The organism is Stutzerimonas azotifigens (genome assembly GCF_013522725.1).
GTDB classification, from domain to species: Bacteria; Pseudomonadota; Gammaproteobacteria; order Pseudomonadales; family Pseudomonadaceae; genus Stutzerimonas; species Stutzerimonas azotifigens_A.
The window spans coordinates 526,564-548,715 of sequence record NZ_JAAMRF010000003.1 but is presented as its reverse complement, the minus strand read 5'-3'; the positions used below and the strand labels follow the sequence as shown (position 1 = coordinate 548,715).

The following is a 22,152-nucleotide window of genomic DNA, read 5'->3' as shown; positions in this document are numbered from 1 at the left end:
CGTATCAAGAGACTCATGGCCGGCCTGATTCCTCAATCTTTCATCGATGACCTGCTCAACCGCTCCGACATTGTCGAAGTGGTCGGCTCGCGCATCCAGCTGAAAAAAGCCGGCAAGAACTACACCGCGCGCTGCCCCTTCCATAACGAAAAGACACCCTCCTTCAGTGTCAGCCCAGACAAGCAGTTCTACTACTGCTTCGGCTGCGGCGCGGGCGGCAACGCCCTGGGCTTCGTCATGGACCACGACAACCTGGATTTCCCCCAGGCCGTCGAGGATCTGGCCCGGCGCGCCGGCATGGAAGTACCACGCGAAGAAGGCGGCCGCGCGCAGAAGCGCCAACCGGTGGACTCACCGCTCTACCCGCTTCTGGACGCCGCAGGCGAGTATTACCGCCAGGCGCTCAAGAGCCATCCCACCCGCAAGGCAGCCGTGGAATACCTCAAGGGCCGCGGCCTCTCCGGCGTGATCGCCCGGGATTTCGGCCTCGGTTTCGCCCCGCCGGGCTGGGACAACCTGATGAAGCATCTGGGCGGCGATGCACTGCAGCAGAAGGCGATGATCGACGCCGGCCTGCTGATCGAGAACGCCGACAACGGCAAGCGCTACGACCGCTTCCGCGACCGGGTGATGTTTCCGATTCGCGACAGTCGCGGCCGGGTGATCGCTTTCGGGGGGCGCGTCCTTGGCGACGACAAACCCAAGTACCTCAACTCACCGGAGACCCCGGTCTTTCACAAAGGCCAGGAACTCTACGGGCTCTATGAGGCACGCAAGGCTAACCGCGATCTCGACGAGATCATGGTGGTCGAGGGCTACATGGACGTAATCGCCCTGGCGCAACAGGGCCTGCGCAACGCCGTTGCCACCCTCGGCACCGCCACCAGCGAGGAGCACCTCAAGCGACTCTTCCGCATCGTGCCTCACGTGCTGTTCTGCTTCGACGGCGACATGGCCGGACGCAAGGCCGCCTGGCGCGCACTGGAAGCGACCCTGCCGAACCTGCAGGACGGACGTCGGGCGCGCTTCCTGTTCCTGCCCGACGGTGAAGATCCGGACAGCCTCGTGCGCGCCGAGGGCACCGACGCGTTCCGTGCACGCATCAATCAGCAGGCCCAGCCGTTGGCGGACTACTTCTTCCAGCAACTGAGCGAAGAAGCCGACCCTCGTTCACTCGAAGGCAAGGCCCACCTGGCCACGCTCGCCGCACCGCTGATCGAAAAGATCCCGGGCGCGAATTTACGCACCCTGATGCGACAGCGGCTGAGCGAGCTGACCGGCCTCAACGGCCAGGCGCTTCAGGAGATGAGCCAGAGTAGCCCGCGCCAGGAATCAGCCAGCCAGGACGAAGGCTACTACTTCGACACCAGCGAGCCCGAGGCTACCTATTACGAGCCGCATACCCCGAGCGAAGGCACAGAACGCAGCGGCAAGAAGGAATGGAAGAAAGGCGGCAAGAAGGACGGCAAGAAAGACTGGAAATCAGGCCGCAAGGGCGATGGCGCGCCACGTGGACCACGCACCCCGGCGACCGTCGAGCCGCCGGCGCTGACCACTCTGCGCACCCTGCTGCATCATCCCGAACTCGCACAGAAGGTCGAGGATGCTAGCCATTTCGCCGCCGAAGACGACACTTACGCGCAGTTGCTGGTTGCTTTGCTCGGCACGCTGCAGAAAAATCCGAAGCTGCGGACGCTGCAACTCATCGCCCGCTGGCACGGAACCGACCAAGGGCGACTTTTACGTGCCTTGGCGGAGAAAGAATGGCTAATTTCGGCCGATAACCTTGAACAACAGTTTTTCGACACTATAACTACCCTGGCCGCAAGACAACGCGAGCGCAGCCTGGAGCTGCTGCTTCGCAAGGCACGTCAGGGTGAACTTAGCGCAGAGGAAAAAGATCAACTGCGCAACCTATTGAACCGCTCATCATCTACCGCTACATCGACCTCAACTGGCGCGTGAGGTCCCTGCTCAGCTATAATGCTCAGCTTGTTTTCAGCCCGCCAGAACCGTCAGTGGATAGGGTTTTATGTCCGGAAAAGCGCAACAGCAGTCCCGCCTCAAAGAGTTGATCCAGCGTGGCCGTGAGCAGGGTTACCTGACTTACGCAGAGGTCAACGACCACCTGCCGGAGGATATTTCCGATCCGGAACAGGTGGAAGACATCATCCGCATGATCAACGACATGGGCATCAACGTATTCGAGGCTGCCCCCGATGCGGATGCTCTGTTGTTGGCCGAGGCCGATACCGACGAAGCGGCAGCTGAAGAAGCCGCCGCGGCGCTGGCGGCCGTCGAAACCGACATCGGTCGTACCACCGACCCGGTGCGCATGTACATGCGCGAAATGGGTACGGTCGAATTGCTGACCCGCGAAGGCGAGATCGAAATCGCCAAACGCATCGAGGAAGGCATTCGCGAAGTCATGAGCGCCATCGCTCACTTCCCCGGCACCGTGGACAGCATCCTCGCCGATTACGAGCGCGTCACCACTGAAGGTGGCCGGCTTTCCGACATCCTCAGCGGCTATATCGACCCTGACGACGATGGCGCCTCGGGTGTCGAAGTAGAGCCCGTCACGCCGCAAACCGCCGCCAAGCCGGCGGCCGATGACGACAAGGACGACGACGAGGAAGAAAGCGACGCCGACAGCGAAGAAGAAGAAGGCGATGGCGGCCCGGATCCGGAAGTGGCTCGTCAGCGCTTTGGTGCCGTTGCCGAGCAGCTGGAGAAGGCCAACAAGGCCCTCAAGAAGCACGGCCGCGATCACAAGCAGACCATCGAAGAGCTGCAGACACTGGCCGAGCTGTTCATGCCGATCAAGCTCGTGCCCAAGCAGTACGACGCTCTGGTCGAGCGTGTCCGCAGCGCCCTGCAGCAGGTCCGCGCCCAGGAACGCGCCATCATGCAGCTCTGCGTCCGTGACGCACGCATGCCTCGCGCCGATTTCCTGCGCCAGTTCCCGAGCAACGAGACCAACCTCGACTGGGCCGAGCAGCTTGCCGGCGGCAAAGCCAAGTACGCAGAGGCCATAGGCAACATCAAGGACGACATCCGCGCCGCTCAGCAGAAGCTGATCGACCTCCAGCAGGAATGTCACCTCGCGATCGCCGACATCAAGGACATCAACCGCCGCATGTCCATCGGCGAAGCCAAGGCCCGCCGTGCCAAGAAAGAAATGGTCGAGGCCAACCTGCGTCTGGTTATCTCGATTGCCAAGAAGTACACCAACCGCGGCCTGCAGTTCCTCGACTTGATCCAGGAAGGCAACATCGGCCTGATGAAGGCGGTGGACAAGTTCGAATACCGCCGCGGTTACAAGTTCTCGACCTACGCCACCTGGTGGATTCGCCAGGCGATCACTCGCTCCATCGCCGACCAGGCGCGGACCATCCGCATCCCGGTCCACATGATCGAGACGATCAACAAGCTCAACCGCATTTCTCGCCAGATGTTGCAGGAAATGGGTCGCGAACCGACGCCGGAAGAGCTGGGCGAGCGCATGGAGATGCCCGAGGACAAGATCCGCAAGGTATTGAAGATCGCCAAGGAACCGATCTCCATGGAAACCCCGATCGGCGACGACGAAGACTCGCACCTGGGTGACTTCATCGAGGACTCCGCCATGCAATCGCCGATCGACGTGGCGACCGTGGAAAGCCTCAAGGAAGCGACCCGCGAAGTACTCGCCGGCCTCACCGCACGGGAAGCCAAGGTACTGCGCATGCGCTTCGGTATCGACATGAACACCGACCACACCCTTGAGGAAGTCGGAAAGCAGTTCGATGTCACCCGCGAACGCATCCGCCAGATCGAAGCCAAGGCACTGCGCAAGCTACGCCACCCGACGAGAAGCGAGCACCTGCGCTCCTTCCTCGACGAGTGAAAACAAGAACCCCGGCCCAGGCCGGGGTTCTTGTTTCTGCGCTCTCGATACCCCGCCCCAGTGCCAGATCACAGCCCCAGCGCCACCCCTCATCCCATTGCACGCAACGGCCACAAACCTTGGCGCATGGGAAATCCCACCGGTATAATCCGCCGGCCTTCTGGGGGCCTATAGCTCAGTTGGTTAGAGCAGAGGACTCATAATCCTTTGGTCCACGGTTCGAGTCCGTGTGGGCCCACCATAAAATCAACGATTTAAGCCCGTCGCAATGACGGGCTTTTCGTTTGCGGCAGTTTTATCCCCGCTTTAGTCCGCATCTAATTTCTGAACTGGCAGGTTCTTCGCTGCACTCTTTCGATGGATAGGCTGCACGCGCGGTCGTACAGCGCGCATCAGCGTCGCTGCAGCAGCGCGCTGAGTAGGATGATGCCAGGCGAGGGCAAGCTGCGTCCGATTCGCCTCGGGGTCGGTGTGCGTCGCTAGCGGAGAATAACGGGCCGCAATTCATCTTCGCACCACTGCCTGAAGCTGGTCGGGGTACGGCTTGCAGGCGTGCGCTGCACCGCGCTGTCGAGCCCCTCGTTCTTGGCCTTGGCCATGTCGGTCATGCCCTGGGCCATGGCGTCCGACATGCCGCGCTGGACGAAGCCGGCCTTGTAGGCCTCGAAACTGACTTGCTGGTAGCGTACGGGCTTGCCCAGCACATCAGACATGATGCGCGCCATGTCGTTGAAGGACAGGTCTTCCGGACCGAGCACCGGCACTTCGCTGCGTCCGCTCCAGGAGGTGTCGAGCAGCAGCCTGGCGGCCACCGAGGCGATGTCGCGAGACGCCACCGCCGGCAGCTTGCGGTCGCCGTCGATCGGCAGGAAGAACACGCCCTGATCGCGGATCGGTTTGGCTTGGCGGGCAATGTTGTCCATGAACGACGGCATGGTCAGCGCACGAAAGTCCGCACCGGTGCCCGCGATTAGGTCGTCCATCGCCAGCGACGCGGTGACGTATCCAGCGCTGGCGGCCATCGGCGTACCGCGCCCCAGCGCGGAAATACCGACCACGCGCCGGACGCCATGCGCCGTGATGGCTTCGCAGGCCGGACGGGTGAATTCCACATAGGCTGCCATGACGCTTTCGGCGGTTGGATCTGCCGGGCACAACCAGAAAACGGTGTCTGCATCTTTGAATGCTTCGTCGACGACGGCGGAGTCGCCATGCGAGCCCTGCACGACTTCGATGCGACCTCGCGTTGCGGTGGGAAGACGCGAGGGGTCGCGCGCGATTACCCGGATCGAAACACCGCTGTGCAGGGCACCACTGTCCAGCAGGTTGTCGAGAACTTGATGGCCGATGTTGCCCGTCGGAGCGGTCACGACGATCCTGTTGCGCATGGACGTCGAGGCGGCATTTGAAAAGCGCGGAGTGCCAAGGCTCGCAAGCATGCCGGCACCGGCGCCCAGCACCAGGCCGCTTAGAAAGCGGCGCCTGTCGATGCCCTGCGCTGACTGCAGCAGTGCATCGCCTACAAAATCGGGATCTGCTTTCTTAACCATACGTCACCTCTTTGGCCAGACGGCATCGATGTGATGCTGACTGGTTACAAAGACTAGAGACCGATGTTTGTACGATCTATGCGCAGAAGTCTGCTTAATCTTCGCGATCGTCCATCGACCGACGCAGAGCCAGAATCGGGGAACGCGCAGAAAGCTTCTCTCAAAAATCCACGACGCTCAGGCCAATGCTCAACACCGTGCGACTGCGGTTGTAGTCGACCAGTGTGTCGCCGTATCCGTGGAACAACTGGGTATGCATGCGTAGATTGCTCGTCGCCGGATCACCGATGACCTTGAACCACTCGAGGCGAATCGATCCATGTCCGCTGCTGCGCAAATTGCTACGCAGCGTTGCATCGAAGGAGTTCGACCGGTCGGAGTTCCAACGGCCCGTGATCTCGGCCCGGCCGATGTAATCCGCGATGTCTGGATTGTCGTCATTCGCGGGAGCTTCCCTAATCCGGTGCCAGATGCGGCCGTTGATCTGGTAGCGATCGCCGATTTCCATACCGCCCATCAGGTAGACACGGTTCCAACTGCGCGAATGGGGCTCCGACTCCCCATTCGATTGGTGAACCACGCCCGCGCCGGCATAGCGAAGGCGCCAGCCGCCGGGCAAGCCGAAGTCAGTCGGGTACACGTACATGATTTCCGGCTCGTGGTCGGTGCTACGGAATGGCCGAGAGAGATCCTCGTTGAACAATTGCCAGGTCGACTGCTGGCTATAGCCAAGCCACAGTGAATCCTGCTTGATGTCGTTGCGCGTCAGCAGGTTCTGGGCGACCTTGGTGCGCAGCGACAGGCCTATACGCGCCTCACTGGCCTGATAGTCCGCGCCCTCGGCGGCCTGTCCGGCTGCCAGCGAAGCAGGCATCTCGGGACGGTTCGTCGCCGTTGAGATCGACATACTCAACGGCCGATAGCCGCGGATTCCGAAGGTTCCACAATCACTACCGGCTTCGAGTTCCCAGAACCGCGACAAGGCAGAGTACTGGCTGTCACGGCAGTCACCGGCCGGGCTGGCTGGCGCCACGCGGGTGACTGGGGTGTCATCTCTCGGCACTTCGCTGGGCTGCACGCGAGACAGCGTAGCCGGCTCGGCAGCTGCAGCCACGGTCTGTTGCTGCGCCCACTGGTCAAAGCAGACGAGGCGCGCGTCACGGCCGTCCAACTGTTGGCAATGCTGCCAGGTCGACTCCGCGGCCGGACCAACGGTCGCCGGTGGGCCAATCTCATTCGCGCGGGTCGCTGGAGCAGCGAGACAGGCGAACAGCCAGGCGAGCGCGGTGCGGCCCAGGATACTGGGAGGGATGACGCTCCCATGCGCGGCACGCTTGCGCCCCGGCTCATCCGTTCGCACGGAAACCTCCCAGGCGAGAGGCTAACCGCGCACCGACACGCGCCTGCAGCGCGAGCGTCGCCACCATCAGGCTGGGCAGGAAGGTCAGCGTGACGACCGTTGAGAACGCGATGCCGAACATCACGATGGCGCCCAGGCCCCGATAGAGCTCGGTGCCGGCGCCTGGGATCAGCACCAGCGGCGCCACGCCAAGGATGGTCGTCAGGCTCGACATCAAGATCGCCCGCAAGCGGATGCGGACCGCATCATCCACCGCCGAGGTGATCGACTCGGAGCCTTCCTCCAATCGCTTGTATGCCTCCTGAATGATCAAGATCGGGTTGTTGACCACAGCACCTAGCAGCACCAGGAAGCCGAGCAGCGTGATCATGTCGAACGGCTGGTGGATGCCGAAAGCAGCGCCGATGCCGTTGAGCATCGCCAGTCCGACGATCCCGCCGGCCAGCCCCAGCGGGATCGTAGCCATGACGAACAGTGGCCGCCCCCAGTGGCGGAAGATCGCTACCAGCATCAGATAGCACAGCAGTATTGCGATCAGGAAATTACCAGTGACCGCCTCACGCGTTTCCTGTAACTGGTCGCTGGCACCGGTGATGTTCATCGCGATGCCATGTGGAATCTCACCAGCGGCGACCATGGCCTCGATCAGCTCGCTGCGTACCCGCTCGACACCAGTCTCCAATGCCACTGAGCGCGGCGGCACGATGTTCAGCGTAACCGTACGGCGGCCATCCAGCCTGCGGATGCTGTCGGTATCGGCGGCCTCGTGCAGGTCGGCCAGCGCGGACAGCGGCACCACCGCCCCCGACGGCGTTGCGATCGGCAGCTCGCGAAGGAGATCCGCCCGTTGGCCCCTGCCCGCGCTGCTGAACAGATAGATGTCCACCCGACGATCGTCCAGGATCATCTCGTCGGCGAAGGCGCCATCGCTCAGCGCCGCCACCGAATAGCCGAAGCGTTCCGCATCCAGACCGACTTCTGCCAGGCGCTCCCAGCGCGGCCGCACCTCCAGTAGCGACTGGTCCAGGCTGAGCGAGCTGGGCTCAGAGCCGACTTGCGCGCCGTCGAACAGGATTCCGGCACGCGCATAGGCACGGTCGGCCACCTGATAGATCTGCGCGAGATCAGTGCCGGAAATGTTCAGGTTGATGCTGCGGGTACCACCGTCGTTGCTTGAGATGATGGAGCCGCGCGAGGCGAACGCTCGCATGCCCGGCCAAGCCGTGAAGCGCGTTTCAAGCGCCCCCATCAATGCCTGCAGGTCGTCGGGATCTTTGGGATCGGTGATGACGCTGATGCCCTGGGCATCGACGAACATCGAAAAGAAGCGCATGGCGGGCACGTCCGTCTCGCCCCGGTGGAAACGGGCCGGGTCGTCTTCGAGGCGCTGCTGCAACTCCGAAATCAGAACCTGCGCGATGCCCTCCATCTCCGCCAGGTTGTAGCCCGGCGGCGCAATCATACGAGAGAACACCCGCGCCTCTTCGCCCTCCGGCAGGTATTCAGCCGGCGGTGTCAGCCATACCACGGCCAACACCGATGCGCACAGCGTCCCAAGCAGGATCGCGGCCCGGCGCGTCGGCGTGCAGTAGGCCTTGCCAATAACGCGGCCGATCCGGTCGAATGCACCGCCGCCCGCGGACTCGGCGGGTGTCAACCCGGGTAGCAGCCGTGCCGCCATAGTAGGAAGCACCGTCACCGCAACCGCCATCGACGCCAAGATCGAGGCGGATATGGCGATGGCGATATCCGAGTAGAGCTGCCCGGCTTCCTGCTGGATGAACAGCGTAGGCGCGAACACCAGTACGGTAGTCAACGTGCAGGCCAGCACGGCGGGCCAGACCCGACTCACGCCTTCTACAGCAGCTTCGAAGGGCTTGAGGCCGCGCCGCCGTGCCTGGTCGATGCTCTCCAGCACGACGATGGTATTGTCCAGCGTCATACCGATGGCGAAGGCCACGCCGGCCATCGAGATCACATTGAGTGTGCGGCCGGCCAGCAGCAGGCCGATGAAGGCGGCAATGGTGCAGATCGGAATGGCGATGACGCCAACGAACGTGCTGCGGGCCGAGCGCAGGAAGGAGTACATCGCCAGCGTCGCCAGCAGCGTGCCTAGTAGAAGGTTGTTCCAGACGTTGGCGACGGAATCCTCCACGTAGCGTGCGTCCTCGTTGACAAGCGTCATCTCCAGACCCAGCGGCGCCAAGACCTCGGCATTGACGGCCTCGACCGCTGGCAGCATGGCGTTCTTGGTTTGTACAACGTTAGAACCCGTCTCGCGCTGAACCGAGAGGATCAACGCCGGCAATCCGTTGTAGTACGAGAGGGCGCGCAGTTCATGGTGACTGAGCTGCAGGTCGGCCACGTCGGACAGCCGCAGCAGAGCGCCGTCGTGCTCGGCGATGATCAGCGCACCGATGTCGGCAGGCTCGCGGAAGCGGCCAACGGTGCGCACCAGTACGCCGCGTTTTCCGCTGTCCAGGTCGCCCGCGGAGCGGTCGATGTTGCGCGCGCGCAGCGCGTTGCGTATGTCGCTCATGTCCAATCCGCGTTCGGCCAGGCGATACGGATCGACTTCGATGCGCACCTGCCGTTCTTCAGCACCGCGGATCTCGACCAGGGAGACGCCATCGACACGTTCCAGGCGCGGTCGTACCTCGTCTTCCAGGAAGCTACGCATCATCGCCAGGTCGAGGCTGGCGCCGCTTTCGGCGCGCGGCCCGACGCGGAAGTACATAAAGGGTTGGTTGGACGAGGAGGTCATGGTCAGCGCCGGCGCATCGACGTTCTCCGGATAGCCGGATACCTGGCTCAGCGCGTTGTTGGTGCGGATCAGGGCCTCGTTGATATCGGCGCCGTAGGGAAACTCCAGCTCGATGGTGGCCTGCCCAGTGCTGGCGGTCGAAACCATGCGGCGTAGACCGGGCAAGGAGCGCAGATACTGTTCCTGTTCGATCAGGATGTCCTGCTCGACATCCCGCGGCGAGGCCCCGGGCCAGCGCGTGTCCACGCTGATGGTGCGTACTTCCAAGTCCGGAATCATCTGCACCGGTACACGCAGCGCGGCGCTGATGCCCAGTACGCACATGATCAGGACCGCAACGGCGATCAGGGTGCTGTGTTGAAGAACGCGTCCGAATACCATTGCTCAGCGCTCTACCACGTCCACGGACTGGCCATCATCCAAGGCCTCGTTGCCACGGATCACGATCCGCTCCCCTTCTCTAACGCTGTCGTCGGCGATAGCGACCCGACCATTCTGCTCATAGAGCATCTGCACGGTGCGCCTGCGCGCCACGGGCTGGCCTCCGTCGTCGTCGATCACATAGACGCTGTGGCTGCCGTCGGGCTGGCGCAGCAACGCGTCACGGCTGATAGCCACCGTACCGCGCGTTGGCAAGAGCGAGATTTCGGCACGGGCGGAGGCGCCGGGGAGCAGTTGGCCCTGCGGATCATCCACCAGCAGCCGCAGCAGAAAGGTTCTCGCACCGGGATCGGTGACCGGTACCCGCGCCGCTGCACGCGCCGGCAAAGGCGCGCTACCGAGGGCATCGGCGAAGACGCGGAACTGCGCACCGTCGTCGATCTGACCGAAGCGCTCCTGCGGCACGCGCAGATCGAGACGAACGCGGTCGGTCGCTACCAGTGACAGCACCGGCGTGCCACGCTGAACCCACTCCCCGACCTCTGCGAGTTTTTCAGCGATCACGCCGGTAAACGGCGCCGGCAGTGCGTGCCGGGCGACGATCTCCTCCTGCTCGCGTGCACTGGCGCGGGCGGACTCTGCCGCCGCTCGAGCGAGCTCCAGGGCGGCGGTTCGCGCCCCGAGCTCCGTGGAGGCGATGGCCCTGTGTTCGACGAGCAGCTGCGCCTCGGTGACCAGGCGCTCGGCCTCGCGCACGGAAGCGGCGGCCTCCGCTGCTTCCGCACGAGTGCGCGCCAGCGCCTGGCGCGAGATGGCGGGATCGAGTTCGAGCAGTACCTGTCCTGCCTCGACCTGGTCGCCAGCATCGACATGCACGCGCGAAACCAGTCCGTCGGCGCGTGCCGACAGCCGCGCCTGACGTTCGGCGGTCAGCGTGCCAGATAGGGAGAAGCGTTCGCCGAACGCGGCCGGCTCGGCCACTGCTACTGCCACTCGCATTGCCGAGGCAGGCTGATTCGTCCCTTCATCCTCGGATGCGCTGTCGCATGCGGCAAGCAGATAGACGAGAGTCAGTGAAAAAACCGACCGAACCGCGGTGCGTACCGGCGGGTACTCATCGACGCCACGGACGGCATACAGGGCCGAGGGCGAAGCGCACATCGCGCATGTGGTCGGAGAGGGCAATCCCGGCAATCGGGCGTGGAGGCTCGAACAACTGTTTTGCATGATGTCGCGGCACCGGTAGTGGACGATGGTGTGGAGTCCGACGCTTGTGACAGGCAAAGCCTGCTGGGCATGCGGGCACCGTCGTCCATGCTTGATGTCCGACTTCGCTAGATCACGCTTGCACTCATGTGGGCCGCGGGTCCGCTGTACACCGTTGCTCCCGACAATAGGCGGCCTGAACGATACGAACCATGCGAGATGAGCCGGACTTCTTTTGCGATCGTCCATGACGGCGGCGCCAGACAACGCACTTACACCCCCTTACCACCCGCCGCCGGTGACTCGCGCATAGCCTGTAGCTTGCCCAGTCAGCACCTTATCGCTGCGCCAGCAGCTGCGAGATCGTCTGCGAGGCCATAATGTGGCTGTGCTATCTATACGATAAAGTTCCCCTTATCTTTGCAATCGTCCAGGGAAAGCCATGGATCCGCTCTCAGATGTTCTTTCGCTGTTGAAGCCGCGCAGCTACGTATCCTCGGGCGTGGACGCCGGGGGCGCCTGGTCGATCCAGTTCCCTGACCAGAACAAGCTCATCAAGTGCTACGCCGTAGTGACCGGAGAATGCTGGCTGGTCGTCGATGGAGTTCCTGAGGCCGCGCATCTTAAGCAAGGCGATTGCTTCGTCCTGCCGAGCGGACGCCCGTTCCGCCTGGCGAGCGACTTGGCGCTACCACCGGAGCCGTCCAGCAACTACTTCCCCCCGCCGCGCCCTGGCGCCGTCGTGAAGATTAACGGCGGAGGTGACTTCTTCCTCGTCGGCAGCCGTTTCGGCGTCAGCGGCGGGCATGCCGGCATCCTGATGGGCATGCTGCCGCCCATCGTGCATATCCACAATGAGTCGGAACAGGCCGCACTGCGCTGGTCGGTGGAGCGGATGATGCACGAACTGCATGACCCGCAGGCCGGCGGCTCTCTGATTGCCCAGCACCTCGCCCACATGATGTTGATTCAGGCCCTGCGACTGCATGTTGCCGAAGGCGAAGCGGACGGCGCGGGGTGGCTGTTCGGCGTGGCAGATAAGCAGTTGGGTCCAGCCATCAGCGCGATTCATGCCGACCCGGCGTACCGCTGGACTTTGCAAACGCTGGCCGGGCACGCCTGCATGTCGCGCTCGGCCTTCGCCCAGAAATTCAGAGAGACGGTAGGGGCGTCGCCCATGGAGTATGTGACGCGCTGGCGCATGCTGCTGGCGGGAGACAAGCTGGAGAATTCCAGCGATCCCGTTTCCGTCATCTCCCTATCGCTCGGCTACGAATCGGAAAGCGCGTTCAGCACAGCATTCAAGCGGGTAATGGGCGCTTCGCCTCGACAGTATTGCCGGCGAACGACATCCACCTAGAGCGACCCTGCCACCTTTGAAGGGTGCGAGTCAGCTCCAGTTCGATGCTCGCGATTGATGGTGCGAGCATCGCATCCTGTGGGGCCAATGCCATGGCGCGTTCGACACAGGAAGGTCAAGCGCCATGGGCTCAATGTTCAGCGTCACCCATTGGCGTATTCGATGATTGGCACAATCCGACCATCGAAGCGCACCACGTAGCTACCATCGAGCCAGTCATGACGAAAGCGGAAGTCGTTTCATCTCACGTTGGCTTGGGTTGAATTGGCGTCCTCCAAGGAGGGCAGTCCTGTCCCCACGCCGGCCCGTGTCGTCATGCTTCGCGGCGTGACATTGGAGCTTGGTGCCCGCACCAAGATGTATTGCCAGTTGGTTTGCCACTGCGCGAGCGCTGTTCCGTCACGCTCATAGATCAAGTCGAGGAAGGCCAAGGTGAGATCTGCCGTGGCAACCTTCACCTTGGCATTGAGCGATGGGCCGCCGGTGAATGAACGGTCGGTGAACATGCTGTGGGAGCCGCCATGGAATACGGCTAGCAGCTTGTGCGGATGGGCGATCGCATCGAAGATGGCCAGTCGATCCTCCACACCCGAGCGATAGCCCGGAATCTCGATCATGTCGTCGGTCGAGGTCACGTGGATAGTCGGAACCGACACGTTGCTCAGCACTGCCGCCAGATCGGGTTCGCCGTAGAACGGCGGTGCCGAAATGACGACCGCCGCGGAGAAGCGAGAATCCAGGTAGTTGATGGTCTGACCGTCTCTGACGACTTGCGCGCCGACCGTGAGCAGCGTGGTATTTGCGCCGTACGAATGGCCGGCCGCGACCAGGCGCTGGCGGTCTACCGCAGCACCACGGCTGCCCGTTTCGTCCGAGAGCATTCGGTCGAGCGCGAAGCGCACATCGCCGGCACGTGCGATGGCCTCCTTTTCCTGAGCCGCGGCCTGCAAACGACCAACCACACCGAACGGGTTGCCCCTCCAAAGCTCCACGTCACTGCCGACATGCTGGACGTGCAGGCTGGCGACGCCACGGGCCGACCAGTGTTTGCCGAGGTAACTGTAGCCTTGCCGAGAACCGCCGATGCCATGCGAGAACACCACCAATGGCACTGACGCGTCAGGCACGGTACCGGTTGGCCAGTAAAGGCGCGCTGGCACCGGGCGCGATCGAGATTGATCGACCCAGTCGAAATCAGTCACTAGATAGGGTGGCTCGGTGCCTTGTGCCTTCGCCGCCGGGTGCGACAAGGCCAACGCAGCCAACAGCAGCATGGCATTCACGTACCGCCGTCCCATGTTCACCCGCATTTCTAGCGTTTCCGGCGGGATGCCGCACACCTCAGGATTGAGGCCTTCGGTGACTGGCCTGCGTTCTGGGATATCGCTCATAAGACTCCTGGTGTCGAACCGCGCTGCTTCGGCTAGAAGACCTTGGCCGGAATGGGTTTGCGAGAGATTTGAAAGACGGCCGCTGGTGGAAGGTTCGCCAGAGTCCCGCCGACGTAGCGCGCCCGGAGGCCGAAACGCTCAAGGATCGCCCGAGGAACGGGGCAACGGGGGCCGTAGGTGAACTGATAGAACGCACCGTCTTGACGTAGATGTGCGAACGCTCCCCTCAGGATGCGTACAACTTGCAAGGGCGGCATCGAAAGCAAGGGCAGGCCACTGACCACCGCACCGGCCTTTTCTCTGCCGAATAGCTGTATGCCCCCGAGCCGGGCCGCATCCATGCAGAAGACTCTGATCGCTGGGAACTCCTCTCGCAGACTTCGCGCGAAGTGCGAGCCGAACTCGACGAGGGCAAGTTGTTCCTGTGGAATGCCCCTTTCAATGAGCTGTCGTGTAAACACGCCCGTACCTGCGCCGAGTTCGATCACGGGCGCGTCGTTGAGTGAGACTCCGCTCGTGATCAGCGTGGCGAGCGCTTTGCTCGATGGGGCGATTGCGGCGACGCGCCTAGGCGCACTGACCCAGTTGCATAGAAAGCTAAGTTGCTCGTTCATAGGACAAAGACTCGATTGAGGGACGCCAGCGGATCAGCAGGGACTTATTTCGGATGGTGGCGTTGGAGTCCTGCGCCTCGTCCATGGAAAAAACACGTCACGATTCGATCAACAGCCTCAGCAGGCGCTGCCTATACCAGCGCCTGCTGAGGCTGTTTGGCGACCGCTGGATAGCCTCGGGTTTCGCCAAGCAGCCAGGGCCGAAGATCGCGCAGAGCGCGTCGCCGACTGCGATCAGGTAGAAGAGGCGCTTGCCCCTGACGATGCGATCAACGGCCGCGCGCGGGGAACCTCGTGCCGGTGATCTCTTCGGTGATTGTCCACAGACGGGCAGCGGCCGCAGCATCGCTGGCGAGCGGGGGGACGGTCGCCAGGCCAAGCGGCCCCGCCATCTCGTTCGGGCCAGTCGGCCCGTAGTAGGCTCCGCCTTGCGCCTCGGGTGCGGTGGCGGCATACAGCGTGGGCACTGCGCCCTGGGTCGCGGTCTGGAGGTGCTCACGCATGGCAGACCATTGACGTCCCTGTTCGCTTTCCAGGCCGGGGCCGCGTGCGACCAGTTCGGTCACCGCGACACCGGGGTGGGCGGCCAGGCTCTGGATGCCCCAGCCTGCGGCATCGCTGCGCCGTTGCAGTTCGAACGCAAACATCAAACATGCCAGTTTGGACTGAGCGTAGGTAAGCATCGGCTCGTACGCCTGCGTGAACTGAAGGTCGTCGAAATTGATGCTGCCACGGTGAACGGCAATACTGGACAACGTCACGACGCGAGGAGAATCGCTCTTGCGCAACAGCGGCAACAGCTCGGCAGTCAGAACAAAGTGCCCCGCGTAGTTCGTGGCGAATTGCATCTCCAAGCCATCCGCGGAGGTGCCGCGCTCGGGAGGCGCCATGATGGCCGCGTTGTTGATCAGTCCATCCAGTCGGGGCAGCGTGGTGCCGAGACGTTGGCCCAGCGCACGGACCGAGGACAGATCGGACAGGTCAACGGATTCGAACTGCACCTGGGCTTTGGGCACTTCCTGCTTGATCCGGTCGATCGCTTCCTGACCCCGCTGGGGGTTGCGCGCCGCGATCACAACCTGGGCACCCGCGGCAGCCAGGGTTTTGGCGTCCTCATACCCCATGCCACTGGTTCCGCCAGTGACAAGGAAGATGCGCCCCTTCTGAGATGGCATGTCGGCAGGGTTCCAATCGGGTTGGGGCGAGCTCTGCGCCGCCGCGCTGCCCACGGCAATTACGCAGCTCAGCAGCACGCCACAGGCGGCGAGGCGGCTTTGCCATCCGGAACGCGCCATACGCGTATTTCTCGTTCGCAGTACGTTGATCATCTTTGTGCCCTCAAGTTGGAGAATTGCATCGAGGGGTCAGAAGCGTCTGAGCAATCGAAGCAATCCTGTCGACGAACGTTTACTCGGAAAGAAATCAAAGAACACAACCCAGCCGGGTTGACTGCTGCGTAAGCAAAGCCAAACGCTTTTCCGCCTCACTGGAGGCAAAGGCCGCTTGACCGTAGCGGGCTGCCACGATGAAGGGCACAACAGCGCGCCAGGAATCACTCTTGGCCTGATCTGCGACAGCCTTCGACGCACTTCCCTCCTCTGCTTGCTGGGCCAACTCTGCGCAAGACAGTGTTCCGAACTGCGGCTCGTCCACCGTGCTCTTGGGAGCCTGAGCGCAAGCAGTCAAGAGCACAGGAACCACCAGCAAGGCCGAGAATCGGACTGGTAACTTCGTCCTCGCGTCGGCAGGACGAGCGAGCTTGGTAAGTGTTCGTGCAGACAGGTTCATCTCGTGGTTCCAATAGCCATGGGTTGGTTTCCTACCTTGGTATGCAGAAGGCTTGGGGTCGCATCTATCGCGCGGCCCTAGTCCGCGCTCGCGCCACGGGCGGACCAGGGCCGAACTGCGCACCGTCGGATGCCGCAGGCGCGGCGGGCGCCGTAAGCTGCTCCACGCGCCGTGCTTGCGCGCGCCCCAGCCAGATGGCCAGTGCGACCCAGATCAGCGCCAGCGGCAAGACAGCGCCGATCAGTGCGCCCATTGCCAGTCCCAGCCTTCCGAACGCGCCTTCGGTCTGTGCGCCTACGACGTCCCCGGCGCGGTAGATGAAGGTATCTATGAAGGCCTTGGCCTTGTATTTCTCCTCGCGACTGACCACGGTGAACAAAGCTTCCCGCGCAGGCCGGGTGATGCCGCGTTGTACGGCGCGGTTGGTAGCTTCGAGCAGGATCAGCACCACGAACGAACCGTAGACCGCCAGGCCGATGAAGCCGAGCGCGGTGGCCGCCGGCAGGATCGCCAATGCCACGCCGAGGCCGAAGCGCTTGATGATATTTCCGGTCAGGGTGAGTTGCAGGACCAGCACCGCGACCTGCGTCCACATGTCGATGTTGCCGAAGATCGCTGTGCGCGCATCGGTGTCGTCGGTCACTTGCGCGACCATCTGCAGGCGGGTGAAATAGACGAGCGTCGCCACCACGGTCATCAGCAGGATGTAACCGGCGATGCCGGTCAGGTAGGGAGACCGGAACACCGCGCGCAAGCCCGACCAGGCGCTGCCGCCGATTCGCTCGCCCTCGCTCGCGAAACCGGTCGTCTCAACGGATGTGTCGCTAGGCGCCCGGTCCGGCGCCGCTCGAACCAGAAGCCAGGCCATGGCAAGCGCCAGCAACAGGAATCCGCACGCAACAAGAAGCAGGTTAGGTGTACCCAGCGGCCGGGCCAATTGCGACGTGAGCCACGGTCCGAAAATCGCACCGAGCGTGCCGCCGACCGAGATCAGGGCGAAGAAGCGTTTGCCCTGATCGCTGGTGAAGCGGTCGGCCAGCAACGCCCAGAACACCATGGTCGCGAATAGGTTGAACACGCTGTACCAGACGAAGAACACCTGGCCGCTGCGCTGGCCCACAGAGTCGGGAGCGAACATCAGTAAAGCCCAGAAACCCACCAGACTCAGCACGAAGAATCCGTAGGTCGTGCCGATGAACTGCAGCCGCCGCAGGCGGCTGACCAACCAACCGAACAACGGGTTCACCGCCAACGTGAAAACTGCTGTGCCGATGAACAGCCAGCGGATGCTCTCGATGCCACGCTCCATCCCCAAGGCGTCGCGCGCCGGCCGCAGCAGCATCAGCGCGGTCAGTACGAAAAAGAAAAACAGGGCCGCGATCAGCACCGGCCCGACCTCCTCGCGACGAAGATTGAGTAGGGCTTGCAGCATGCGGGGACGGCGCGGGACGGGTGTCGTGGTTCGGCTCATGGGAATAAGCTCCTGTACCGGAACACGTCGGCGCCGGAAACGAGAGTGGGGATCGGGTCGGTCGCCAGTCGCGAAGGGAGCAGAGGCGAGCGATCAATCAGCGAGGGCGCTAAGGGAACCGCGTGCCGCTGAGCTCCTCGCTGATCGCCCAAAGGCGCGAGGCCGTGTCGGCATCCGTGGCAGCGGGGGGTACCTTGGCGAGGCCGAGCGGGCCGCGCACTTCCATCATGCCCGTAGGCCCGTAGTAGGTTCCGCCTTGTGCCTCCACCGCGGTGGCGGCATATAGCGTCGGCAACGCGCCCTGCGCGGCCGGCTGGAACAGAAACGGCAGGTTGCGACGAACGAACCCCGAAACGCCGCCGCGATTGGCCAACAGGTTGGTGCGCGAGACTCCCGGATGAGATGCAAGGCTCTGTATGCCCCAACCTCGTGCATCGCTGCGCCGTTGCAGTTCCCGAGCAAACATCAGGCAGGCCAGCTTCGATTGGCTATAGGCAGCCATTGGATCGTAGTCTTGCTCGAATTGCATATCCTGGAAGTGGATGGCACCGCCGCGGGCGGCGGCTATGCTGGACAACGTGACGACGCGGGGCGAATCGGCCCTTTGCAACAACGGCAGTAGCTCTGCGGTCAAGGCGAAGTGGCCCAGGTAGTTGACGGCAAATTGCATTTCGAACCCGTCCGCCGATGTACCGCGTTCCGGCGGTTCCATGATTCCCGCATTGTTGATCAGGCCGTCGAGACGGGGGAGCGTCGCATTGAGGCGCTCACTCAGCGCGCGGACCGACGACAGGTCAGCCAAGTCGAGCGACTCGAAGCGCAAGCGCGCGTCGGGCGTTTGCTGGCGGATGCTCGTGATCGCTTCCTCGCCTTGCTTCGAATTGCGCGCCGCGATCACGACCTGCGCACCTGCGCCGGCCAGGGCTTTGGCGCTTTCGTACCCGATGCCGCTCGTGCCGCCCGTGACGAGGAAGATGCGCCCCTTCTGAGAAGGCATGTCGGCAGCGCTCCAATCGGGTTTGGGCGGGCTCTGATCAATCGAACCGCCCGAGGCACTTGCAGAGATCACTAGTAAACCGAGGGTGGCGAGGCAGGTTCGCCACCGGGAGTACGCATGCCGCGCCTTAGAATCTAAGGTCGCCGTTCCAGTGGCAACCGCAGTGCGGGAGCGCCAAGAGTGGGTATTGGAATCTGTCCAGTTAGCCATGGTCTTTGCCTTGCTGGGGAAAGGAACGTAAGCTAGATGCATAAATATCTGCACTGAGTGCCAAATCTAATGCACTCAGTGCAGACACGCAATAGGCCATTTAAAATGTCGGAAATTCCTGCCAGTTCAGGCATCGCACCTTCAGAAGGCTTGCGCGAACGCAAGCGCCGCGAAACACGCCAGCGCATCGCCGAAGCCGCGTTGAGCTTGTTCCTCGCCAACGGCTACCACGGCACAACGCTGGACGACATCGCGGCAGCCGCCGGCATCTCGCGCCGCACCTTCTTCTCGTACTTCAAGTCGAAGGACGACATCATCTTGTTCGGACTGGATGCCGATTCGGCCATGCTGATTGCCGATCTGCTGAAGACATCGCCCGACGTACCGCCGCTTGATGCCGTTCGTAATGTGATGGTGAAGCGCATCGAGCGCTATACGAGCGAGGAGATGATCGCTATCGACAATCTGATGATGTCGAGCGAAACGCTGCTTGTGCGCAAGCAGGCACACTATGCGGAACAGGAGCGGTCGCTCTTCAACGCACTGTGCGAGGTCTGGCGACAGCCCGAGCGCCGTCCGGCGCTGCGGATGGTGGCCATGGTGTCCATCGGTGCGATGCGAGTCGCGCTGTCGTCATGGCGAGAGCAGACCGGCCCGCGAAAGCCGGCGGCCAAGTTCCTGCGGGACGCCTTCGACAGTTTGAGAACAGAGCTTTAACCCTGCATCGCCAAGCAAGCGCTCTTTAGCTCGAACCGTTTAGCTGATCGAATTTCTGCTTTGGTGAACTCTTGGCGAATCAAGAAATTTCGCCGTCTGCTCGCTGGCAGTGAGCCCGGCTGTGCGGATCAGTATTAGCGCATCCCAGTGCCGGGCGGTGGCCAAAGCTTTTAAAACCGTCACGCGCCAGGTAGCCCGGCTCTGTTGCGCACTAAATCACCTGCCTTTGCGCATCTGGCCCAGAGAGCGCCAGCTGCGGAACCGCCGGCGTGCTCATGAATACGCTTCTCTTAACAGGTGCATACCGAATCCGTTAAAGATCCAGCACAAGCCTCGCACTCTTCGACCGAGAGCAGCAGGGGGTGAACTGGTCGTTCGCTGCCTGTTCCGCCTCGGTCATGAACAGGTCGCGGTGATCCGGTTCGCCCTCCAGCACACGGGTCAGGCAGGTGCCGCAGATGCCCTGTTCGCAGGACAGCGGCACGATGACGCCTGCCGCTTCCAGCACCTGGGCGACGCTCTGGTCAGCAGGCACCTGAAACACCTGCCCACTGCTGCTCAGCTGGATTTCGAAACTGCCGTCGTCCGCCTGGGCGGTGGGCGCTGCGCTGAAGTACTCCCGGTGCAGGTTCGCTTCGTCCCAACCCTGCGCCTTCGCCGTGCCCAGCACGTGGTCCATGAAACCGCCAGGGCCGCAGACGTACAGGTGCGTGCCCTCGGCCGGCTCGGACAACAGCGCCGATGCGTCCAGCGGCTCGCCACCGTTGCCGTCGTCGAAATGGAAGTGCACGCGGTCGCTGAAGGAGGCCTGGCGTAGCCGCTCGACGAAGGCCGCGCGCTCGGCGGAGCGCGCGCAGTAGTGCAGCTCGAAATCGCCGCCCATGTGGGCCAGTCGCTCGGCCATGCAAAGGATCGGCGTGATGCCGATGCCCCCGGCGAACAGCAGGCTTCGTCGCGCCTCATGCGCCAGGGGAAACAAGTTGCGGGGTTCGCTGATCTGCAGCTCGGTGCCTTCGGTCAGCGCGTGGATGGCTTCGGAGCCACCGCGCGACGCGGGATCCTTCAACACGCCGATCTGGTAGCGATGGGACTCGTCCGGGTGGTTGCACAGCGAGTACTGGCGGATCAGCCCATCTGGCAAATGCACGTCGATGTGGGAGCCTGCACTGAAGGCCGGCAATGGCGCGCCGTCTTCACGAACCAACTCGATGCCGACGATATCCAGCGCTTCCTGCCTGCACGCGGCGACCCTGACGGTGATCATGCCGCACCTCCACCCACGATCTTCACCGGCACGACATCGGGTTCGGATTCGGCGGCGATGAGCCGGTCGAGAATCTTGCGCGCCTGGACGCCCCCGGCATCGATGTTGAGCTTGAGCAGGGTGCGATCGGGATAGGCCAGCAGGTTGCGCTGCTGACGCTCGAGCATCTCCAGGTCTTCCGAGAATATCTTGCCCTGGCCCTCACGGATCGACTCGGTCAGCGCCTGATCCTGCGGGTTGAAGCTGCGCGCCATGCCCCAGAAGTACCAGATCGAGGTCTCGGTCTCGGGGGTGATGAAGTCCACCACGATGCTCGACGCCTTGTACTTCGGATCGGCGTCATAGCCGCCGTGGCCGGCATGGGCGACGCCCACTTCGATCAATACGTGGCTCGGCGGGCTGAAGCGGCAGATCTGCCAGCGGTCCACGGGCACGTCGTCGGCGAGGTTGTTGCCGCGCAACGCCATCTGCCAGAACGGCGGCGCCATGATGTTTTCCATGTGCCGGGCGGTGGTGACGGTGTCGCCGTCCACTGTGGTCTTGGGCGCCGCCTCGTCGATTTCCTTCTGGCCAATGCTCGAGGCATGGACATAGGTTTCGTGGGTCAGGTCCATGAGGTTATCGATCATCAGCCGGTAGTCGCAGCCGATGTGGAACAGCCCACCGCCATAAGCCCAGTCGGGGCTGTCGGCCCATTCCAGATGATGAATGCTGGCCGGGTCGGCCTTTTCCTGATCGCCAGGCCAAACCCAGATGAAGCCGTAGCGCTCTTCCACCGCGAAACGCTTGTTGCATGGGAATCCGCGCACACGCTGGCCGGGCATGGAGACGACGCTGCCGTCGCAGCCCATGACCAGGCCGTGATAGCCGCACACCAGATTGCCGTCCTCTACGTATCCCAGCGACAGGGGCGCGCCGCGGTGCGGGCAGAAGTCTTCCACCGCCGCGACACGTCCCTGATGGCCTCGATAGAAGACGATGCGTTCACCGCAGATCATTCGGCCTAGCGGTTTGCTGTCGATTTCGTCGGGGGTACAGGCGACATACCAAGCATTCTTGGGGAACATCACGGCCTCCTATCGGGCTTTGTTATCGTTGTATTGGATCCAATTAAGCCCGGAGAAAAACTTCCCCGTCAACCACTCGACCCAGCCTCCGTCGACGAGCGGCTGGGGATGACTGGGTTAGAA

16 protein-coding genes and 1 tRNA gene are annotated in these 22,152 nt (G+C 62.9%); 5 read left to right on the top strand and 12 right to left on the bottom strand.

Annotated features, from left to right (window positions below; translation table 11 throughout):
• Nucleotides 1-15: 15 nt before the first annotated feature.
• The 3 genes from dnaG to G7026_RS08410 all read left to right on the top strand — a co-directional run bounded on the left by dnaG (nucleotide 16) and on the right by G7026_RS08410 (nucleotide 4,130).
• Entirely contained in the window at nucleotides 16-1,965 is a 1,950-nt protein-coding gene (gene dnaG, locus G7026_RS08420; protein ID WP_181070294.1) for a DNA primase, read from the top strand.
• 67 nt (nucleotides 1,966-2,032) lie between these two features.
• Nucleotides 2,033-3,889, top strand: a complete 1,857-nt coding sequence (rpoD, locus tag G7026_RS08415) for an RNA polymerase sigma factor RpoD (protein WP_181070293.1) — start codon at nucleotides 2,033-2,035, stop codon at nucleotides 3,887-3,889.
• Between the two features lie 164 nt (nucleotides 3,890-4,053).
• Nucleotides 4,054-4,130: transfer RNA gene (locus G7026_RS08410), tRNA-Ile, on the top strand.
• A gap of 238 nt (nucleotides 4,131-4,368) precedes the next feature.
• Here G7026_RS08410 and G7026_RS08405 read toward each other — a convergent pair.
• The 4 genes from G7026_RS08405 to G7026_RS08390 form a co-directional block, all read right to left on the bottom strand.
• Complete coding sequence (locus G7026_RS08405; RefSeq protein ID WP_258190190.1) at nucleotides 4,369-5,439, bottom strand: NmrA family NAD(P)-binding protein; 1,071 nt, start codon at nucleotides 5,437-5,439, stop codon at nucleotides 4,369-4,371.
• Nucleotides 5,440-5,599: 160 nt separating this feature from the next.
• Nucleotides 5,600-6,799 carry a phospholipase A gene (locus G7026_RS08400; RefSeq protein ID WP_219858351.1) on the bottom strand — a complete coding sequence of 400 codons (1,200 nt, stop codon included), beginning with the start codon at nucleotides 6,797-6,799 and terminating at the stop codon, nucleotides 5,600-5,602.
• Nucleotides 6,786-9,944, bottom strand: a complete 3,159-nt coding sequence (locus G7026_RS08395) for an efflux RND transporter permease subunit (protein WP_181070292.1) — start codon at nucleotides 9,942-9,944, stop codon at nucleotides 6,786-6,788. Before G7026_RS08395 ends, G7026_RS08400 begins: the two co-directional genes overlap by 14 nt.
• Before the next feature lie 3 nt (nucleotides 9,945-9,947).
• Complete coding sequence (locus G7026_RS08390) at nucleotides 9,948-10,937, bottom strand: efflux RND transporter periplasmic adaptor subunit (protein ID WP_219858350.1); 990 nt, start codon at nucleotides 10,935-10,937, stop codon at nucleotides 9,948-9,950.
• Nucleotides 10,938-11,592: 655 nt separating this feature from the next.
• On the opposite strand from G7026_RS08390, the gene G7026_RS08385 reads away from it, so the two are divergent.
• A complete protein-coding gene (locus G7026_RS08385; protein ID WP_181070290.1) occupies nucleotides 11,593-12,510 on the top strand; it encodes an AraC family transcriptional regulator in 918 nt (305 codons plus the stop codon).
• A 239-nt stretch (nucleotides 12,511-12,749) separates the two neighbouring features.
• On the opposite strand, the gene G7026_RS08380 is transcribed toward G7026_RS08385, so the two are convergent.
• The 6 genes from G7026_RS08380 to G7026_RS08355 all read right to left on the bottom strand — a co-directional run bounded on the left by G7026_RS08380 (nucleotide 12,750) and on the right by G7026_RS08355 (nucleotide 18,771).
• A complete protein-coding gene (locus G7026_RS08380) occupies nucleotides 12,750-13,901 on the bottom strand; it encodes an alpha/beta hydrolase family protein (protein WP_258190189.1) in 1,152 nt (383 codons plus the stop codon).
• Nucleotides 13,902-13,933: 32 nt separating this feature from the next.
• Nucleotides 13,934-14,515 carry a class I SAM-dependent methyltransferase gene (locus G7026_RS08375; protein ID WP_181070289.1) on the bottom strand — a complete coding sequence of 194 codons (582 nt, stop codon included), beginning with the start codon at nucleotides 14,513-14,515 and terminating at the stop codon, nucleotides 13,934-13,936.
• Between the two features lie 269 nt (nucleotides 14,516-14,784).
• Nucleotides 14,785-15,843: an SDR family oxidoreductase gene (locus G7026_RS08370; RefSeq protein WP_181070288.1), complete on the bottom strand. Its 1,059-nt coding sequence runs from the start codon at nucleotides 15,841-15,843 to the stop codon at nucleotides 14,785-14,787.
• Between the two features lie 94 nt (nucleotides 15,844-15,937).
• Nucleotides 15,938-16,303 carry a hypothetical protein gene (locus G7026_RS08365; protein ID WP_181070287.1) on the bottom strand — a complete coding sequence of 122 codons (366 nt, stop codon included), beginning with the start codon at nucleotides 16,301-16,303 and terminating at the stop codon, nucleotides 15,938-15,940.
• Nucleotides 16,304-16,367: 64 nt separating this feature from the next.
• Nucleotides 16,368-17,690 (bottom strand): NTP/NDP exchange transporter, encoded by a 1,323-nt coding sequence (locus tag G7026_RS08360; RefSeq protein WP_219858349.1) that lies wholly within the window; start codon nucleotides 17,688-17,690, stop codon nucleotides 16,368-16,370.
• A gap of 193 nt (nucleotides 17,691-17,883) precedes the next feature.
• Nucleotides 17,884-18,771 carry an SDR family oxidoreductase gene (locus G7026_RS08355; RefSeq protein ID WP_375138192.1) on the bottom strand — a complete coding sequence of 296 codons (888 nt, stop codon included), beginning with the start codon at nucleotides 18,769-18,771 and terminating at the stop codon, nucleotides 17,884-17,886.
• 315 nt (nucleotides 18,772-19,086) lie between these two features.
• Between G7026_RS08355 and G7026_RS08350 the strand changes: the two genes are divergently transcribed.
• Nucleotides 19,087-19,698, top strand: coding sequence for a TetR/AcrR family transcriptional regulator (locus G7026_RS08350; RefSeq protein WP_181070284.1), 612 nt, complete (start codon nucleotides 19,087-19,089; stop codon nucleotides 19,696-19,698).
• Nucleotides 19,699-20,011: 313 nt separating this feature from the next.
• Here the strand turns inward: G7026_RS08350 and G7026_RS08345 are convergent, their stop codons facing one another.
• Both G7026_RS08345 and G7026_RS08340 read right to left on the bottom strand, forming a co-directional pair.
• Entirely contained in the window at nucleotides 20,012-20,962 is a 951-nt protein-coding gene (locus tag G7026_RS08345; protein ID WP_181070283.1) for a PDR/VanB family oxidoreductase, read from the bottom strand.
• Entirely contained in the window at nucleotides 20,959-22,029 is a 1,071-nt protein-coding gene (locus tag G7026_RS08340) for an aromatic ring-hydroxylating oxygenase subunit alpha (protein ID WP_181070282.1), read from the bottom strand. The genes G7026_RS08345 and G7026_RS08340 overlap by 4 nt, the downstream gene beginning before the upstream one ends.
• Nucleotides 22,030-22,152: the final 123 nt, after the last annotated feature.

Bases quoted from the DNA above. Each gene is read 5' to 3' on its own strand.
- G7026_RS08370 (WP_181070288.1), bottom strand. From the start codon at position 15,843: ATGATCAACGTACTGCGAACGAGAAATACGCGTATGGCGCGTTCCGGA.
- G7026_RS08350 (WP_181070284.1), top strand. From the start codon at position 19,087: ATGTCGGAAATTCCTGCCAGTTCAGGCATCGCACCTTCAGAAGGCTTG.
- G7026_RS08385 (WP_181070290.1), top strand. From the start codon at position 11,593: ATGGATCCGCTCTCAGATGTTCTTTCGCTGTTGAAGCCGCGCAGCTAC.
- G7026_RS08405 (WP_258190190.1), bottom strand. From the start codon at position 5,439: ATGGTTAAGAAAGCAGATCCCGATTTTGTAGGCGATGCACTGCTGCAG.
- G7026_RS08340 (WP_181070282.1), bottom strand. From the start codon at position 22,029: ATGTTCCCCAAGAATGCTTGGTATGTCGCCTGTACCCCCGACGAAATC.
- G7026_RS08380 (WP_258190189.1), bottom strand. From the start codon at position 13,901: ATGAGCGATATCCCAGAACGCAGGCCAGTCACCGAAGGCCTCAATCCT.
- dnaG (WP_181070294.1), top strand. From the start codon at position 16: ATGGCCGGCCTGATTCCTCAATCTTTCATCGATGACCTGCTCAACCGC.
- G7026_RS08375 (WP_181070289.1), bottom strand. From the start codon at position 14,515: ATGAACGAGCAACTTAGCTTTCTATGCAACTGGGTCAGTGCGCCTAGG.
- G7026_RS08345 (WP_181070283.1), bottom strand. From the start codon at position 20,962: ATGATCACCGTCAGGGTCGCCGCGTGCAGGCAGGAAGCGCTGGATATC.
- G7026_RS08395 (WP_181070292.1), bottom strand. From the start codon at position 9,944: ATGGTATTCGGACGCGTTCTTCAACACAGCACCCTGATCGCCGTTGCG.
- G7026_RS08355 (WP_375138192.1), bottom strand. From the start codon at position 18,771: ATGCCTTCTCAGAAGGGGCGCATCTTCCTCGTCACGGGCGGCACGAGC.
- rpoD (WP_181070293.1), top strand. From the start codon at position 2,033: ATGTCCGGAAAAGCGCAACAGCAGTCCCGCCTCAAAGAGTTGATCCAG.
- G7026_RS08365 (WP_181070287.1), bottom strand. From the start codon at position 16,303: ATGAACCTGTCTGCACGAACACTTACCAAGCTCGCTCGTCCTGCCGAC.